This is a genomic window from Psychrobacter sp. UBA6291, assembly GCF_002439405.1.
Classification (GTDB): Bacteria; Pseudomonadota; Gammaproteobacteria; order Pseudomonadales; family Moraxellaceae; genus Psychrobacter; species Psychrobacter faecalis.
Map to the genome: position 1 here is coordinate 1 of NZ_DJUD01000043.1, position 18127 is coordinate 18127.

Consider the following 18127-nt stretch of genomic DNA (forward strand, 5'->3'; position numbering starts at 1 on the left):
TTTTTAAGTAGGATTGACTATATCTGCCTATAAAAAATAGACAAAAAAACGCCCCATCAATCAAAACCGATGGGGCGTTTTTAAGTCATTATTTAATAGCGTTTTCTTTTAAAAACGAAAACTCACTATTAAATTTTATACTTATCTTTTCGCTAGTCTAAATAGAAAGTTATCTAAGTATACCCTTAGATTTTACCAACTAGATCTAGGCTTGGTTTAAGGGTTTCTTGTCCTTGTTCCCAAGCTGCTGGGCAAACTTCGCCGTCGTTATCACGAACGTACTGTGCCGCTTTTACTTTACGTAGCATGTCTTTTGCACTACGGCCAATACCGCCTGCATGGATTTCAGCGACTTGGATTTTACCGTCTGGGTCTACTAAGAAAGTACCACGCTCTGCCAAACCTGCTTCTTCGATCATGACATTAAAGCCACGAGTGATACGGCCAGTTGGGTCACCAATCATTGGATAAGTGACTTTGCCGATAGCTTCTGAAGAATCATGCCATGCTTTATGTGTGAAATGTGTGTCAGTTGATACTGAGTACACTTCTACGCCTAAGCCTTTAAGCTCTTCGTAATGGGCTGCCATGTCTTCAAGTTCAGTTGGGCAAACAAAGGTAAAGTCAGCTGGGTAAAATAGGAAGATTGCCCAACTGCCTTTTACGTCTTCTGAAGTGATGGTTTTGAAATCACCGTTTACAAACGCTTCTGCTGAAAACTCTGGAATTTCTTGATTGATAATTGACGCCATGATTGGCTCCTTTTTTTGATTGATTGTTGTTAAGTTAATTGTGTTTATGGCTGCGGGTTTTGATTAACCCACTCATTAACTGGGTTACAAGACAAACTATACGCGAATTCTATGGTTAATCCAGTTAAAAGTTTTTAATGTGATGTTTTGTTTTATTAAACTTGTTAAACTATTCTAACGGCTTTTTTTATACGAACATCGGCATTAAATTGCTATAGTACACAAGATAAACGCCCAAAACAAATGGCGTTCAAAACCCATTAATAGAGAGGTTTTATGATTACTTTACGTCAACTTGAGTTTGCCTTAGCAGTTGCCAAACATCGTCATTTTAAACGGGCAGCAGAAGACTGTAATATTTCACAATCAGCGCTGAGTTTGGGTATCGCCGAGCTAGAAAAGCAACTAGATACGCAGATTTTTGAGCGTAATAATAAGCAAGTTTTGATTACGCCTATCGGTGAGGACATCTTGACGCGGGCGCAGCGTATATTTTCTGAAGTCAATGATTTGACTACGCGTGCGCATAGCCATCAATCACCGCTTGCGTACCCGATGACGGTTGGTATCATTCCGACGATTGCCCCTTATCTGCTGCCAAAAGTCCTACCTGCGCTGCGCAAACACTACCCTGAATTTCGCATGACCGTTATCGAGCAGCAAACCGAGCGTTTGCTTGAGCAAGTGCGCTATGGTCATATTGATACCGCCATTATTGCATTGCCTTATGCGGTCGATGGTTTGCATACCTTTGAGTTTTGGGCGGAAGATTTCTTTGCGGTCTTTCCACAGGATGACGTCCATGCCAAGCTTGACAAGATTAATGCCGATGAGCTAGCAACGGCCAATCTGATGTTACTTGGCGAAGGGCATTGTCTGACCGATCAAACCTTAACCGTCTGTCATTTCGACCGCGCGCAAATGAAATCAAGCTTTTCTGATGCCAGCTTAAACACCCTAATACAAATGGCGCTTGCTAATATGGGCACGACCCTGGTACCAGAGATGGCGCTCGATCAGCTGCATTTGCAAAACCAAAATGCGGTCGCAGTGCCATTAGCAGAAAAAGGGCCACATCGTCATATCGCTTTTGTCACCCGCTTAAACTATGCCCGCGTTGATGATGTTAATTTGCTTGGGCAATTATTTAAACAAGCATTTGAAGAGGCAGATCATAAAAAATAAATGACCGGTGGTGAATGGAAGTTGGCTAAAAAGGATGAGGAATAAGGAAATTAAATGATAAAGGCTTTTGCGCACATAGAGACTGAGCTTGGTAAGGTTTTTGCGCAGCATTTTACAGCTATTAATAGCGCTGTAGAATCAGAAAAGGTTAACAATCTTTGGCAAGATATCGCTATACGTTATAGCGAAAACCAACGTGCTTATCATAGCTTGCAGCATATTGAGCAGTTATTTGCGCAGTTTAAGCAGATTAAGCATATTTTAAATGAGCCGCATATTATCGCATTGGCACTGTTTTATCACGACGTGATATATGCGCCAACGCGTGCAGATAATGAGCTAAAAAGTGCAGAATATGCCGTAGAGGCTCTACGCCCTTATTTTTCGGCAGCGCAGTGCCAATATATTTATGCGCTCATTATGATGACGGCCAATCATAAACTTGCTGAGTGCTCAAACGCTCAAAAGAACTTTGATTCTGCCTATTTACTAGATATGGATTTGAGTATTTTGGGAGCATCTTGGTCTGAGTACGAGCAATATGCCCAAGCGGTTCGGCAAGAATATGCGCATGTCTCAAACATAGATTATCGCGTTGGACGTATAGCCGTATTAACAGAATTGTTAGCGCACCCAACACTTTATCTGACGGATTATTACTCTACGCGGCTAGAAACGCAGGCTCGGCAAAACATCAAGCGTGAGATTAAGATTTTACATGCATCTTAATAAACAGCTCACTGCCCTGCCGCGCAGGATGCGAGTTATAGCTTGTTTCCATAGCCTCAATATCGAAATAGGGTGCAAAACGCTGCTGGTATTCAGCTTTCGTGCCGCCAAACGGCGGTTCCTCTCGTCCGAAATCCTTATCAAACAGCAGCCCAACCAGCTTACCATTCGGTTTCAATAATGCGGCCATCTGCGCCACATATTCATCACGGTGCGCAGGATTTATGGCACAAAAAAACGTCTGCTCAAGCACCCAATCAAACTGATATTGCGCTGGCGATAACGCAAAAAAATCAGCACCGACCAAATGCTCTGCTGGAAAGTTGGGATAGCGCTCTGCGAAAGCCTCAATCGGCGCAGGGGCAAAATCAACCAAGGTGACATTGGTAAACCCTTGCTCATGCAGATAACCGACCTCATAAGCATTGCCCGCGCCCGGTACTAAAATCGCTTGCTCTTTAGCAGATTCTGGCAACTGGTCAATATAAGCTTTGAGCGGTGGTGACACTTGCCCCATATCCCAGCCGATACTGTCCTCTTCATAACGCTGTTGCCAAAACTGCGCTTGATTGACGTTTTCCATAGCACATCCTTGTTTCGATAAAAAACCTTATCTTAGCAGATTAAGGCATGACATCTGGTTATTTAGCAGTAGCTCCTACTTTAATCTAGCTGCCCTATTTTACCTGCCAACATATTATGCCAGTATCGATAATCGGGCATCGCCGTTGCCACCGTTTGCCAAAAAGCACGGCTATGATTGGCATGATGCAGATGGCAAAGCTCATGGACGATGACGTATTCGGTGCATTCGATAGGATAGGTTGGCAGATAGACGGACAACCAAATTCGCCGGGCGCGGGTATTGCAACTGCCCCAGCGCGTATGCATTTTCTTTAGACGTATTTCATTAGCATAAGCGCCGACAATCGGTTGCCATTTATTAAATAATGCAGGCATTACTTCAGAGAGATGTTGCCGATAGTAGGCAATTTTTTTATCGTGGTTTAAGGTGAATGATTGCTCTACGCCCCACAATAGCAGTGTGCGATCGGCAGTTGAAGTCTCTTTTATAGATTGCTGTGATGGGATTTGCTGACGTTTATAGCGTTCTAATACGTGCGCATGATTGGCGATTGCCCAAGGCACGCGTTTCTCTATCGCCTGAACAGTTTGCGCTGAGCTAAGAGAGATGGGTACAGAGACCATTAATTTATGCGGTTTTAAGCGAAAATTGATATTTTTAACGCGCTTTTTGCTGATGTGTAGCTCAATATCCGCTTGCGCCAAACAACGTATAGCGCTATTTAATAAGGGCGAATCATACTGTGACAGCACATTCATGCTCACAGCGCTTGCAAGTGATTGTCAAACGACATCAGATGATATTTGCTGTCTATAAAAATACGCTCAACGTTATCTACTCTAGCAAGTTCAGCAGTTGCTAAATGATTAACAGTTAACGCGGTCAACTGACCTTGTCCATCACTAACGATAAAACCTGAGTGCGCCTTAGTCTTAACATTGGCATTGGCATTATTAACGCCAGCTTTGTCAGCATTCAGATTTGGTAACACTGCTGCACCGGCACAATCTGGTAAGCTAATATCATCAATCAATGTACGAGTATTTAAGTCATAAATCGCCGCACAACCGCCAATTGGCGTGGTCACACATAATAGGTTACGCTCACTATCAACCGCCACACTGGCGATATATTGGTGGAAACGTTGCCATTGATCATTGGGCATAATAAGGGGTTTAAAATCAGACTCACCGCGTTGATGGGTCAATACTAACGGCACATTGATATGCTTTTCGCCTTGAAACTGAATACCTATCATCACCGTACCATCGTCATGCATGGCGAGGTGACGCACGCTCATCTGATTGTGCTGAGGCATAATCTGCTCAAGCAAATCGCCAGTATGGCGATTGAGATAAACCAATGAAGGTCGCATCGTATCTAAATTAAGCTCTTCACGCGACGCTTGCTCGGTTTTGATACCACCATTGGCAATCACCAACGTTTCGCCATCAGGATGCATAATCAGCTCATGCGGGCCGATACCATGCGAGTCATACTCTGCTAGTTTTTTATAATTATCATGAGCATTATAAATGCCGATTTTACCATCTAAGCTTAGGGTGTCATTTTCGGTTACGTAGAGCAGTTTACCATCTAGGCTATAACAAGCATGTCCATAAAAATGACGATGCGTAGACGCTTTAATAGCAAACTTTACTTGCCCAGTTGTCGTATCTAGTACCCAAAACCTTTCGCTCGGGCGCCGACCCATCACCACCACATCGCGTACTTGGTTATTCTTAGTAGAGAATTTTTGCCTATCAGAAATAGGTTGAACGACAATATCGTGCACGCGTTCGGGCATGGTAGTTTGCCAAACGATTTGTCTATCAGCGTCGATACCAACCACGCCAAAGTCATGCTCATTATGACTGACATCAGCGCTATCATTATTTGCTAAAGCGATGTTTTTTGGCATAGACGCCACGCCGCTTACCCAACAAACAGGTCGCGGTAGTATGGTGGTCGTATGGGCTGCGCTAAAATCGCTTATGCTATAAGACTTGGTGTTTTGCTCGTCATCTCTGTGTGAATGATAAGCTTGCTGCCATGCAACTGCCGCTTGCTGACAAGCGTGGCGAAATTGCACGAGCTCGCGTTTAGGCGTCAAGTTTATCAACTGCAACTGCGCGCCCATACCTGCCACATAATCCCATAAGCTGGCTTCTGGTTGCTTGTGCTTACGAAAACTATGATGGATACCGACAAGCGCGGCTGTACCCATGACAGCAGAAAGCGTGGTCAATGCAGATGTTACTAGCAGCTCATTATTAGGCTGCTGCTCTTGTGATTTACCTGCAGTTTTAGTATCGAGAGAGTACATTTTTTAATCGCCATCGGTGCTGTTAAAGCCAACGCGCAGACCAAGGGTTGGAATCAATTGACGCTTAATAATGCGCGTAATGCTCGTGAGATGATCAAGTAGTTCCTGCTGCGTCGCTTTATCAGCAGTCGCTAAATCCTCCGGCATTTGTGCCAATAATGTCGTGGTATCGGCAAGCGCGGTCGATAGACTATCCGCCACTGCATTTTCATTATTGCCACCAAGAATAGCAGTCAAAACAGGGTCAGTCATTGCTTGATTTAAGGTTGCCAATTTCGCAGTGATAATCGCGCGGCTTTGTCCAGCGGTTGCAGCTGGCAAATGACCTTTTGCTTTAGCAGCTAAACCCAATGGCTGGTCGATAGCGTTAGATTTCATCGTCTCAACCAATGATAGTAACGAGTTAAACCATTGGTTTAAACCTTGATCGCTCTCGGCGGTTTTATCAATTGCTAGTAAATCAGTGGCATTTTGCTGCCAGTTTTTCTCGATATCTTTTAGACGTGTGCTCAAAGCATTGCTCGCGCTCATCACATAAGCGCACTGCCCAGCATCCAAACTATCATTGGCATAAAGCACTTCTTCTAATCCTGGCACGCCTTGAACGATGGCGCTCTCATTCGCCAACTGCTCGGCGGTAAGCTTGGGATTGGCAGCAATCAAGTCAGCGACCCCGCTATGTACCAGTCCGCGCTCATCAGGATAGTAATTGATATATAAATTACTCATGCTCGCCGTCGCTGGTCCAAAGTTAACCATCTCAGCGCTTGCCCAAGCTTGTGCGAGCACCAACCATTGGTCGCGCAATTCTTTTAGCGCATCACCGCTCACGGGCGCTTGCTGACAAGATTTCTTCGCCAAATCATGCAATAAATCACTCTGCTTTGCGGCATCTGCATAGGCTGGAATGACAATGTCATTTGCCACGTGGGTCAGATAGGTTTTTTCGGTATCAGGACTAATATCAACAGCGCTAATCTTTTCAGCATTATTGTCTTTTTTGTCAGGAGTAGTAGAAGTAGCACTTTCTTGGGCGACTTGGCTATCTACCTCTGATACTTTATTTTCTTCCGCAGGTTTGACGCAGCTAATTAGAATACCAGCACTTAGCGCTGATAATGCCATTGCTAAAGCAGGATTTATTTTCATAGATTTCTCAGTATTTGGATGAATATTGATATAAGTAATTATTTAATTTGGTATTTCTTACGTTGAATAACCATCGCTTTTAACACTCATACGCTTATTTTTATAATGACTTTAAGAACGCATTCAACTCACTGCGTCCTTGTTTATCAAGCTTAAGTACTTTTTGCTTCTGCTTTTCCGCTTCGCCGCCATGCCAAAGTACCGCTTCCATCAAAGTACGCGCGCGCCCATCATGTAAAAACGTCGCTTGTGGATCGACGGTTTGCGCAAGACCAATGCCCCACAAAGCAGGCGTACGCCACTCATAAGAGTTGGCTAAAAACTCAACCTGTAAATCTTTCGATGGTAGCTTACCCGCAATGGTGCGATCAGCTAAGCCATCGCCCATGTCATGCAACAATAAATCGGTATAAGGATAAATCACTTGGCCGTGCTGCTCAAGATGGTCATCGTCGGTTTTTGGCAACTGATAACGCGGCGTATGGCAGCTTTGACAGCCCATATCATAAAAGCGTTTTTTACCTGCCAATACCAGCTTGTCTTCGGCGTTGCGGCGATGCGGCACCGCCAGATTACGGGTATAAAATTCGACGAACTTTGCCACTTCATCATTGACTTCGACGGGCGGCTTACCATTACCTTGTTCATCAACACCTGTTGTGGCATTCACACAAGCGGTCTGCGCTGGCATACAAGACTCATGTGGGCGGATATTTGAGGTCAGCCCCATATCTTCATTAAACGCACTTTGGTTTTGAGTAATCAGCTTGGTTTGACCAGCTTTCCAGCCAAAGCGTCCTAATGCCACTTTACCCGTTTGTGGATCCATGACCATATTAAATTTACCGCTAATGTCGCTATTAGCGTTATTTACTTTGACTGCTTGTTTTTTAATATCATCGTCTGGAATCTGCTCGAGTAACCCAAGCCCAATCATCGGTAAGGCCACACGCGGCGATACCATCAGCGCATCGTCAAATGGCCCATAACCAGGTTTGGTCAGATTAAAGGTTGGCGCACGCAAGGTCTCAACATGACCATCAGCAAAAGTAACGGGGTTATCGCTCCACTCTACTACAATTCGGGCTTCAGCAGGGACGCCTTGCACACCGCGATCTTGCAGCTGACCGCCATACATAGGATGGACGACTTTTTCAATCAAGGAATCTTTTAGCTTTTGGCGCTGCGCTTCGGTAGTCGCCGGCATCGCAAGGCGAATCAGCAAGCTGTCGGCATCGTCATCAGCGTTCATCGGCGCATGACCACGACCGTCTTTGATATGGCAAGATTGACAGGCAGCGACGTTAAATAAAGCGCCAAGCCCATCACGGCTATCGGTACTCGCCGGCGCGACCACCCAAGGTTGCCTAAAAAACGCATTGCCGATAAAGAAAGACCCTTTACGCGAAGCGGTGATATTTGAGGAAGGTTTAGAGTAGCTTTCGCTCGTGGTGATACTAATGCCTGTATCGCCACCTTGTTTGACTTCTTGCGCATCAAAGCTGGCAAGCTGCTGCATCGGCACGCCCGCTAGCGCTTCAATCGTTTGAGCACGCTCAGGCGTTATATTTTGCAAATAGCTACTGTCTTGGGCTTTATTGTCGTTATTATTGGCGGTGTCGTCCGTTGGAGATGGCTGGCAGGCGCTTAATGAGAGCACGCATGTCACTCCTAGCGATAGCTTTAATAGCGAATTTTTAAATATTAAAGGAAAATAAAACGCGGTAGATTGTTTGGCGGTTGACACATTACTGCTACTCATAGGGAACCTTAGTTCTGGTATGGAACCATAAAAAACGCGTGCTATAATTTTTCCACTTTTATTTGATAAGCATTTTTAGTCAATAAATATTTTAATTCGATAAATCATTGCTGCGCTATAAAAAAACACGCTGCCAACAGCGGTCGACAACGTGTATATTATACCCAAATTATTTTTCTATAAAAATAATTCTCATTCACTGATAACGACTCATCAGGCACATAAATACAGGCTATTAAGGCTTCCTAAATTGGAACCGAAAACTTCATTTTAAATAACTGCCCTTTTAAATAAGCGCTCTTTTAAATAAGACCTACTTAAAACTGTGAACCTGCATCAGCGTCTAAATTATCAATGCCAACGGCTTTTGCTGCATTTTCGATACCATCGGTTAGCTGTTGTAAGCTTGCGATACTACTTTCAATCCAGCCGCGGCGTTTGTTTTGCTCTTCAGCAGAAATACCGTGCTTGCTGGCTTGACCTACGGTTGCAATCATCTGATCGACCTTGATGCCTTCTTTCTCAGCTTTTTCAACGATGACTTTAAACGCTGCTTCGACGTTAGCAAAATCAGTCGCAAGTTTATCAGCCGCTTCTTTATTGCCGGTATCGACAAGATAATTCTTTAGTCCATAACCGCCTACTGTCTTGCCAGCGACGGTTTTATAGCCGCCATTAAAGATATTTTGAATACCGCGGGCATTATTGGCATAGCTCAAATGGGTCAAATCACTAAAGCATTCATGCTCATCTTCGGTAGAGCCAGTGACGAACGCCACCTGTATACGCTCAGAGGCCAGCTCACCAAGTGCTAAGCTGCCCATTTGATACATAATTTGACGCAGACCGTTTTTGTCTTTACGGGCCATCATATCGCTACGTAAGGTGTTTTCGCTATCAGGTTGCCACTGGGCTTCCATCGCGGTCAAATCATCGATCAATAACTGGGTGACCGCTTTTAGATACTGTCCACGGCGCTCGCAAATACTCGCATCTGGGTTTGTCGTATCGCCGCTGGTACATTCGCCCTCGGTCGTTATATAGTCGCTCACCGGACGATTACCTGCACCTTCACCAACGCCATTGGTATCCTGTCCCCACAGCAGAAACTCAATCGCATGATAACCAGTCGTAACATTGGCCTCACTACCACCAATCTCGTTCATCTCAGCCAACAAGTCAGGCGTAATGGTGCTAGTATCTTGCTTGATGCTACCAACCGTGATGCTCTCGCTATTGATGATATTATCCTGACTGTTATATTCACCCTCATAACTGTCACTGACATAGTCAATCAAGGCTTCATCTAGCGGCCAAGCATTTACCTGTCCTTCCCAGCCATCAACGCTACCAAGCGCGCGTTTATCATCAGCGGTCACAAAGCCTTCGTCGAAGCGAAACACTTCAGTCTGTGAATATGGCTGACGCGCGGCTTTATAGGCAGCCTTTGCAGCGTCAAGATTGGCTTGGGTCGGCGTGTCTACATAAGTATTCACTGCTGTTTGTAAAAGTTTGGCCGTTTCTAAAGAATCCTTATAGGCGGCGTGCGCCATATCAGCATAGCTAATCAACAATCGATCGATATGCGCCTGATCAGCAGCCGAAGACGTTTTATTGTCGCTGTTTTGGGTTGCTTGGACGTCGGTTTGCGCCTCTGACGCTGTGGTCTCATCAGACTGTTTGGTACATCCTGATACTAGCAGTATCCCTGCCAATGCAGCAGCTAAAGTAGTCGGTAAAATTTTACGGCTTGTCGCTGGGCTGATATTCATACACGTCCTCGATGAGATACATTAGATAAAATGACAAAAGATAAAGTAATAAAGTGATAAAAGGAAAGCTTAAAGACTTATAATTTCAATAAGATAAAATCCATTTAAACCCTAGTTAAATTTAAACGCCCGCTAAAGGCTGCCAAATTTAACCCCTGCAAATTATAATGTTATTGATAACTATTATCAAATGTAATTTTTTGAATATTAGACGAATTTTAAGTAAAAAAAGACCAACTTTGCGTTGGTCTTTTTTAATTTACATTATATTTTAAATATCAGTAGCGATTAACGAACGCTGCTTGGCGCATTTACCGTTAGCTCAACGCGGCGGTTCTGCTGACGACCATAATCTGTGCTGTTATCAGCGATTGGACGAGTCTGACCATAAGCAACTACGTTGATACGGTTAGAAGCTACGCCGCGGCTAACCAGATAGTTTCTTACAGAGTTGGCACGATCACGTGACAAGTTCATGTTATAAGATGGCTTACCTACGCTATCTGTATGACCAGCAATCGTAACCGTATTTTGGTTATATTCATTCATCGTTGCCGCAAGCTTATCAAGCGTTGGTCTAAACGATGGGTTCAACGAAGCACTGTCAAAGGCAAAAGTGATATTACCTGGCATAACCAGATCAATGTTACCGTTTGGATTTGGGGTAACCGTAACGCCAGTACCCGCCATTTGCTGCTCTAGCTGCTTCGCTTGACGCTCCATGTAGTAGCCTACGCCTGCACCCAGTGCTGCACCGATAGCCGCATCACGACCGGTCTTATCACCGCCTGTTGCTTTTGAGATAGTGGCACCACCAGCTGCACCCGCTAGCGTACCGATAGCAGTTTTATTTAAACGTTGCTGTCCAGTGTTTGGATCAGTCGTACAGCCACTCAATGCTAAGCCTGATGCCAATGCTGCAACCATTAATGTATTACGCATAATATGTCCTCTTAAGTTGAAAAAATGGGCTATCAATATAGGTATCGATAAATAAACGGTGTTTTTATAGATATTGCTTGTCACGAATATGCGTCAACAAACCTGTTTATTTGTTTATTCACACTTACTATTATTATGGCAATTACCGTCTATTTGTGTGTAATATTTTGTCACATCTATGTATGGAAAGTGCATAAGTATCTATAGTCTAGTGTTTATAAAAGCGCGTTATTTGTTACCGCAAGTCACGTTTACAGTCGTACACTCTAATTATTTTCTGCTAACATTATCTTATAAAAACTTTGGTACAAACATTTTACGAATTAAAAAGCCGAAAAATTACTGGACTAAAATTAGGTCTTACCTAATATTAGTAATAAAATTTATTAGATAAAATGCGATTATAATTTGCTAAAACTTGTTAGAGAAATTAGCCGTATTTTTGAGATGATATAAAACACCGGTTTAACCATAATAATGAAACGATTAACGAGCAAATAGTAAGGAATAAGACATGCGCTTGAACGCTGCGATGCAAAAAATACACGAACGCGCGCCAAAACTTGGCAAAGCAATGTCGCTTACCACAGCGGCCGGAGTCATCGCTGCCAATAGTTTTGGCGGCAGTATTCCATTATGGCTTATGGGCGTTGGCAAAATTATCACGGGCGCTCCTATCGCTGATAAGACGGTAATAAAGATTGCCGAGCACTGGATTGGTAGCAATAATGCTTTGATTGATACCATATTGCCGCGTAAGGATTGGCGCATTCAATTGCCGGATGATGTACATATGGACGGTAAATATCTGCTGGTCAGCAATCATCAGTCTTGGGTAGATACCAGCATCGTGCAATACATTAGTGAAAAACGCTTACCACTGACCCGGTTTTTCACCAAGTTTGAGCTCATCTATATTCCTATCGTTGGGCAGGCATTTTACTTTTTAGATTTTCCAATGATGCGTCGCCATTCTAAAGAAGCAGTTGCTAAAAACCCAGCGCTTAAAGGTAAAGATATCGAAGAAGCCAAGCGCGCTTGTGCGTTATTAAAAGACAAGCCGTTTACCTTGTTAAATTATTTGGAAGGCACACGCTTTACCCAAGAAAAACACGATAAACAAAACTCGCCTTATACCCATCTGTTGAAGCCGCGCGCTGGCGGTCTGTCGCTGGCGATTAATGCCTTGGGCGCTGATATCGATGGTATCTTAGATATGACCATCGTCTACCCTGACGGCGTGCCAACCTATGGCGATTTGTGGAAAGGCAATATCAAACGCTTAGGCGTCGATGTCCGCCATATTGCCATACCCGATGCGCTGTTTGCCGGTATTCAAGACGGCGGCTACGAAAACGATGAGACCGTTAAAGCGCAAATGTTTGAGTGGGTCGAGCAAATTTGGCGCCAAAAAGATCAGCGCATTACAAAAATGCTGGCGGAATTTGAGAGTCATCCGCAAGCGGCGCATCAAAGTGAATAAAAAGTGAATAAAAAGTGAATAAAAAAGGACATTAAAAAAACTGATTAAAAAAAGCCATTAAAAATTATGGCTTTTTATATAAAAAGATAACGGCTAAAATACCAAATTATAATGGTTGATGGCTTGTTTTTTGGCATGATTCATTGATAATGTGAATAACCATTAAAACTTGCCGCTTATTTGGTAGTGATTGGCAAAAGACTACTCACTACCAATGCCATTTACTACTAAATAAGGTATGACTGTGCCCGCCTCTTCTACCCATGCGCCGATAACACCAGCGCCTCTTCAGTCCTCAGACCTACTCAGCAGCCCGCCACCAAGACCGAACCGTCCCAAGCCCAATCGCTTGAAGCTGACCTATGACATCGTGATGCTCATCGCCATCAGTATTGATTTATTTTTAATCAGTACTGACGCTATTTTGATGAGTAATTTTAGTAGTAATGCCGCGCAGTGGTTGAGTATGAGCGAGGCATTAAACTGGTATCAAAACCATATTCATGACTCGCTACGGACAGCGGGCGGTTTTTTTACGCTATTCTTGATTGCCGAGTTGCTATTGCGCTGGGCAGTTGCTATTAAAGAAAAGGTATATTACCGCTGGTTCTTTTTCCCTTTTGTGCATTGGTATGAAGTGTTAGGCTGTTTTCCGCAGTTGCGCGCGCTGCGTTTATTTCGCGCCGTGATTATCGGGCGCCGCTTATATCAGCTAGGTTATCAAGTACTGCCACAGCCGTGGATTAATCGCATTAATTTTTATATTAATTTGCTGTTAGAAGAGCTGTCTGACCGCGTCATCTTAACGACCATTCAGACTTTTCGCCAGCAGCTGACCGATCCTAACACTCATAAATCCTTTATCGAATCTACCATTGCCCGCAATCGCAATGAGATTGAAGCGGCGATACTATCGCTACTGCGTAAAGAGCTGGCGCCAAAACTTCAGGCACTGACCGAGTCATCGGGCGGCGGCACTATTGTCGCCACCGAAATGGGCAATGCCATCAAAGAGGGATTGGCCAATACGCCTGAGCTACGCCGCTATCTGCGTATGATACCCATTGCTGGAACGTTAATTGAGTCGCAGCTACAGCATGTCGGGCATAATATCGGCGAAAACGTGGTATATGCGCTGAATGAGCGCCTGCTTGACGCCGAACGTATTGACGCGTTAATGGTTGCTATCGCCAGCGGCGTTGCTCAAATCGATACCGACAACAGCGCCCTTGATACATTAATCTCAAGCATCATCGCTGATGGTTTAGACGAATTTGAAGCCCAAATAAAAGTGCAGCAATGGAAGCATCAAGACATGCTTAATTTGTAGTGTTTTGAATGAAAACCAGATTTTTTGACAATCATACTTTTGATATACACATTTTTGAAAGCCACACTTTTAATAATCAGACTTTGATGCTATATGCCGAGGCAAAAACGGCACATTGAACACCGCAAAACGACCATTTTTGAGGATGTATATTATGACGATTTCAGACAACAATCAGCAGGCGCTTGACTCACCTGACACGCCAGCTTTGGCATTTTATGGCAAAATGCTGACCTTTTCACGGCTGCAGTTTAGCACCGATGATTTTGCGGCGATTGGCAGCCAACTTGAAACCACACTGAGTAATAAAAATAGCAATATCCCTGTATTGATTGACAGTGAAGTCGAGCAGGATTTAGCAGCGTTAGTAGAGCTGCTTTGGTCGTGGGGTTTGCAGCCTATCGGCGTGGTCACAGGTTTGCTTGATGAGCAAGCACGTCAGCTACGCTTGGCGATATTTCCAGCGGACGGCAAGCGTATCGAGCGTATTTTGCCCAGTAAAAAAGCCACTATACAGTTAAGTCAAGTAGCGGCTCCTAAGGATAGCGCACAAACGTCACCTGCGAACGATTCTGTCAGCTCTACTACGGATAATGCTGGCTCAGCTGTAAATAGCCAAGCTGCTGCCACTACCGAGGTAAATGCAACGACTGAAACCACCTTGACGGCAGAGACGCTTATCAGTGCCGAGCATATAACCAGCTTGATTTATGATCAAATGCTGCGCTCGGGACAAAGCCTCAACCATGTCGGTGGCGATTTGATTTTGACCAACAGTGTCAATAGCGGCGCTGAAGCCATTACCGACAACAACCTACACGTCTATGGTCGCGCCCAAGGTCGTTTGGTCGCAGGCGCAACTGGCGATAAAGATGCGCGTATTTTTTGCCAAGTCTTTAATCCCTCTCTGGTATCAGTCGCTGGCACGTATTGCTTACGTGATAACCTACCCGAGCACGTGATTGATAAATCGGTTGAAGTGCGTTATTTAGAAGGTCAGGGTTTAGTTTTTACGGTCATGGATAACGCTTAGGTTTTATTTGCTCTTTAGACGACTCAAAGGCGTCATTTCATCATTATCAGTTTGAATATATTTCATGATAGATGATAAATTGACGTCTAAATAGTACGATTAATATTATAGTAAGTTTACTTAACAAAACTGCGCTATGATGGATTGTTAGCTCTGCCACTATTTACGCTAGACTATAGGCGCGGACGTTGAGCGCAGATAATAGAGGGTGCTTTGGCTCCCTATTTAGCTGATATAACCATTATCTTTAAGCAGCTTTTGTGCTTAAATATGCACCGGCTATAAGTTTTTGTATATTTATGCTAGGCTTACGCTCGCAGATAGCACATCTTGGCTAGGTAAACGCCGAGCAATTGTGCTACTTTACATCTATACTGTTTCATCTAAAATGTTTTAACTAATAAATATCCCATCAATTCATAGGAGTGTGCCATTGTGGCGAAGATTGTTGTAATCACTTCGGGTAAAGGCGGTGTGGGCAAAACCACGACCAGCGCTTCTTTTGCCGCCGGTTTAGCATTACGTGGCTATAAGACAGTTGTTATCGATTTTGATGTAGGCTTACGTAATCTAGACTTGATTATGGGCTGCGAAAATCGAATTGTTTATGACTTTGTCGATGTTATCAATGGCAATGCCCGCCTGTCACAAGCGCTGGTAAAAGACAAGCAACTAGAAAATTTATATATCCTGCCTGCCAGTCAAACACGTGATAAAGATGCGTTGACAGACGACGGCGTCGCAGAAGTCATGGACGAGTTGTCAAAGCAGTTTGACTATATTATCTGCGACTCGCCTGCTGGTATTGAGCGCGGTGCGCAGTTGGCGATGTATCATGCAGATGAAGCCATCATCGTCACCAACCCTGAAATCTCTTCGGTACGTGACTCGGACCGTATCATTGGTATCTTGCAAAGCCAAACCAAAAAGGTCATTGAAAATCAGGGCACGGTACGCGAGCATTTAATCATCACCCGCTACAACGCCGACCGTGCTGCCGCTAACGAGATGATGGATATCGATACCATCTCTAACGATATTTTAAAGGTGCCGTTACTTGGTGTGGTTCCTGAAAGCCATTCAGTGCTTGAAGCGTCTAACCATGGCGAGCCGGTGATTCATTATACCGATTCAGTGGCTGGTCAATGTTATGACGATATCGTCGCCCGTTTCTTAGGAGAAGAGCGTCCATTACGTCATATTGATGTGAAGAAAAAGAGTCTACTACAGCGCTGGTTTGGGGGTTAATGATGAGTAAGAAAAAAGGATTTTGGAGTAGCTTATTTGGTACGGATGACAGCAGCAGTGCTGGCAGTGCTAATATGGCAACTGAGCGCTTAAAAGTTATTGTTGCAAGCGAAAATCGCTTGAATAACCGTTTGACCGCTGATCGTATTGAAAAAATGAAACGTGAGATACTAGAAGTGGTCAATAAATACGTCAACGGCGTACAGATTGATGATGTTAATATCAACCATCGCTCTGAAGACAGCCTCGATGTGCTTGAGATGAATATCAGTTTACCTGAACATAAAAAGTAAACGGCATAACTTTATATTTATAGCGTTTGCTAGGGTGTGTTGACAATTACCGTAAATGGATAATCGTCGCTGCTAAATAGATATTAGCAGCAAACGACTCATCCGTTTTTTCAGCACGCATGGCAATTTTCTTGAAATCTTTCAGCTTACAGAAGAAGTTCTCGATTAAGTGACGCCACTTGTACATTTCTTTATCGAAATCTCGTTGCTTTAAACGAGAGCGTTTAGGGGGTATGACCGCTTTGCTACCACGCTCTTCTAAGTCTAGCAGTAGCCAATCCGTGTCAAAGGCTCTATCGGCAAGCAGTGCACCAAACTCTTTGTCTTTAATTAAAGGTTTAACGCCAGCCATGTCGTGCTGTTGTCCTTTCAATAAAGTAAAATCAACAAGGTTGCCTAACGCATCAACCATTGCCATGATTTTAGTGGTCATACCGCCTCTTGATTTGCCAATTGCCTGATGACAAGCCCCCCTTTTGCGCCTTGTCCATGACGATGTACCTTAACAATAGTGCCATCAATCATGGCATACTCTAAATCTGAGTCATTCAGAGCATTAAATAGCTTGCTGAATCTATCGCTTTTTACCCATCGACGGTAGCGCTTATAAACACTGTTCCAGTTACCAAATTCAGGGGGTAAGTCTCGCCACGGACTACCTGTTCGGACAATCCATAGAACAGCTTCGATAAATAGTCGATTATTTACCGCTGTTCTACCAACATCGGTCTCTTTACCTGAACAATACGGTGCTATCTTTGCCCACTGGGCATCACTTAGGGTTAATCTAGTCATAACACTATGATTATCAATTATTCTATATATGTCAACACACCCTAGTATAGCTGGCACAAAAAAAGCCTTAAGTTTCATACTTAGGGCTTTTTTATACGCGCTCTTCCCATTTTTAAGTCTTTATTTCATACGCGCCATAATATTGTCTTTTTTAATGAATTGATGATATAACGCGGCGCCAATATGAATCAAGGTAAAAACGATAATCATCGGCCACAGAATATCGGTATGCCAGTCATTAAAAAGCCGTGCCAATCCTCTATCGGGGGTGACAAAGACAGGGATTTGAAATAAGCCAAAAATATCAACGGCTCGGCCGCCATATACCGACATCAGCAGCCCTGCGGCAGGCATCGCAATTAATAACGCATATAAAGCAAAGTGGGATAATTGTGCAAGCAGCATTTGCCACTTTGGCATTGCCAACGCTGGTGGTGCTTTAGTAAACAGCCGGCTGATCACGCGGGCTATCATCCAAAACAACAAACTGATCCCAAATGCCTTGTGTAATCCGATATAGACCTTACTATCCAGATTGTCATATAACAGTATCATGATCCAAGTGACCAGTAATAATAAGGCGCTAACCCAATGAAAGATTCGACTAGCAACCGACCACTTTGTCAGATTTGAATGGATGTTATTCATAGTATATTTTATCGCTTCCTATTCATCGATACTTATAGGCGCTGACTGATACGGATCAAATGACAGTGTTAAAAACCTACTAGCTGGCAAATTA

At 43.8% G+C, this 18127-nt stretch carries 17 protein-coding genes; 7 read left to right on the plus strand and 10 right to left on the minus strand.

Annotation, left to right across the window (positions count from 1 at the left end; translation table 11 throughout):
- Nucleotides 1–185: 185 nt before the first annotated feature.
- A complete protein-coding gene (gene ahpC / locus B3R91_RS07425) occupies nt 186–752 on the minus strand; it encodes an alkyl hydroperoxide reductase subunit C (protein WP_191690338.1) in 567 nt (188 codons plus the stop codon).
- Between the two features lie 276 nt (nt 753–1028).
- Here ahpC and B3R91_RS07430 point away from each other — a divergent pair, with 276 nt between their 5' ends.
- A complete protein-coding gene (locus tag B3R91_RS07430; RefSeq protein ID WP_144296710.1) occupies nt 1029–1937 on the plus strand; it encodes a hydrogen peroxide-inducible genes activator in 909 nt (302 codons plus the stop codon).
- A gap of 54 nt (nt 1938–1991) precedes the next feature.
- Nucleotides 1992–2666: a hypothetical protein gene (locus tag B3R91_RS07435; protein ID WP_286797026.1), complete on the plus strand. Its 675-nt coding sequence runs from the start codon at nt 1992–1994 to the stop codon at nt 2664–2666.
- Here the strand turns inward: B3R91_RS07435 and B3R91_RS07440 are convergent.
- The 7 genes from B3R91_RS07440 to B3R91_RS07470 form a co-directional block, all read right to left on the minus strand.
- A complete protein-coding gene (locus tag B3R91_RS07440; protein WP_286797027.1) occupies nt 2644–3249 on the minus strand; it encodes a methyltransferase domain-containing protein in 606 nt (201 codons plus the stop codon). The two genes, B3R91_RS07435 and B3R91_RS07440, sit on opposite strands and share 23 nt — an antisense overlap.
- Before the next feature lie 80 nt (nt 3250–3329).
- Nucleotides 3330–4010, minus strand: a complete 681-nt coding sequence (locus tag B3R91_RS07445) for a M48 family metallopeptidase (RefSeq protein ID WP_286797028.1) — start codon at nt 4008–4010, stop codon at nt 3330–3332.
- A gap of 2 nt (nt 4011–4012) precedes the next feature.
- Nucleotides 4013–5578, minus strand: a complete 1566-nt coding sequence (locus B3R91_RS07450; protein WP_286797029.1) for a DUF1513 domain-containing protein — start codon at nt 5576–5578, stop codon at nt 4013–4015.
- A 3-nt stretch (nt 5579–5581) separates the two neighbouring features.
- Nucleotides 5582–6727, minus strand: a complete 1146-nt coding sequence (locus B3R91_RS07455; protein WP_286797030.1) for an imelysin family protein — start codon at nt 6725–6727, stop codon at nt 5582–5584.
- 100 nt (nt 6728–6827) lie between these two features.
- Nucleotides 6828–8489, minus strand: coding sequence for a di-heme oxidoredictase family protein (locus B3R91_RS07460; protein ID WP_286797031.1), 1662 nt, complete (start codon nt 8487–8489; stop codon nt 6828–6830).
- A gap of 317 nt (nt 8490–8806) precedes the next feature.
- Complete coding sequence (locus B3R91_RS07465) at nt 8807–10261, minus strand: imelysin family protein (RefSeq protein ID WP_286797032.1); 1455 nt, start codon at nt 10259–10261, stop codon at nt 8807–8809.
- Between the two features lie 288 nt (nt 10262–10549).
- Nucleotides 10550–11203 (minus strand): OmpA family protein, encoded by a 654-nt coding sequence (locus B3R91_RS07470; RefSeq protein WP_286797034.1) that lies wholly within the window; start codon nt 11201–11203, stop codon nt 10550–10552.
- Nucleotides 11204–11717: 514 nt separating this feature from the next.
- On the opposite strand from B3R91_RS07470, the gene B3R91_RS07475 reads away from it, so the two are divergent.
- The 5 genes from B3R91_RS07475 (at nt 11718) to minE (ending at nt 16590) form a co-directional block, all read left to right on the plus strand.
- A complete protein-coding gene (locus tag B3R91_RS07475) occupies nt 11718–12686 on the plus strand; it encodes an acyltransferase (RefSeq protein WP_286797036.1) in 969 nt (322 codons plus the stop codon).
- 244 nt (nt 12687–12930) lie between these two features.
- Complete coding sequence (locus B3R91_RS07480; RefSeq protein ID WP_414707531.1) at nt 12931–14016, plus strand: hypothetical protein; 1086 nt, start codon at nt 12931–12933, stop codon at nt 14014–14016.
- A 154-nt stretch (nt 14017–14170) separates the two neighbouring features.
- Complete coding sequence (gene minC / locus B3R91_RS07485; protein WP_286797040.1) at nt 14171–15049, plus strand: septum site-determining protein MinC; 879 nt, start codon at nt 14171–14173, stop codon at nt 15047–15049.
- Nucleotides 15050–15484: 435 nt separating this feature from the next.
- A complete protein-coding gene (gene minD / locus B3R91_RS07490) occupies nt 15485–16297 on the plus strand; it encodes a septum site-determining protein MinD (RefSeq protein WP_286797042.1) in 813 nt (270 codons plus the stop codon).
- A gap of 2 nt (nt 16298–16299) precedes the next feature.
- Entirely contained in the window at nt 16300–16590 is a 291-nt protein-coding gene (gene minE / locus B3R91_RS07495; protein ID WP_200661789.1) for a cell division topological specificity factor MinE, read from the plus strand.
- Between the two features lie 46 nt (nt 16591–16636).
- On the opposite strand, the gene B3R91_RS07500 is transcribed toward minE, so the two are convergent.
- Together B3R91_RS07500 and B3R91_RS07505 are read right to left on the minus strand one after the other, a co-directional pair.
- Nucleotides 16637–17385 (minus strand): IS5 family transposase gene (locus tag B3R91_RS07500; protein ID WP_156923961.1). Its coding sequence is split into 2 segments (ribosomal slippage): nt 16637–17055 and nt 17055–17385, totalling 750 coding nucleotides; the frame shifts between segments, so codons are not numbered across the junction.
- A gap of 120 nt (nt 17386–17505) precedes the next feature.
- Nucleotides 17506–18033: a cytochrome b gene (locus B3R91_RS07505; protein WP_144296721.1), complete on the minus strand. Its 528-nt coding sequence runs from the start codon at nt 18031–18033 to the stop codon at nt 17506–17508.
- Between the last annotated feature and the right edge of the window lie 94 nt (nt 18034–18127).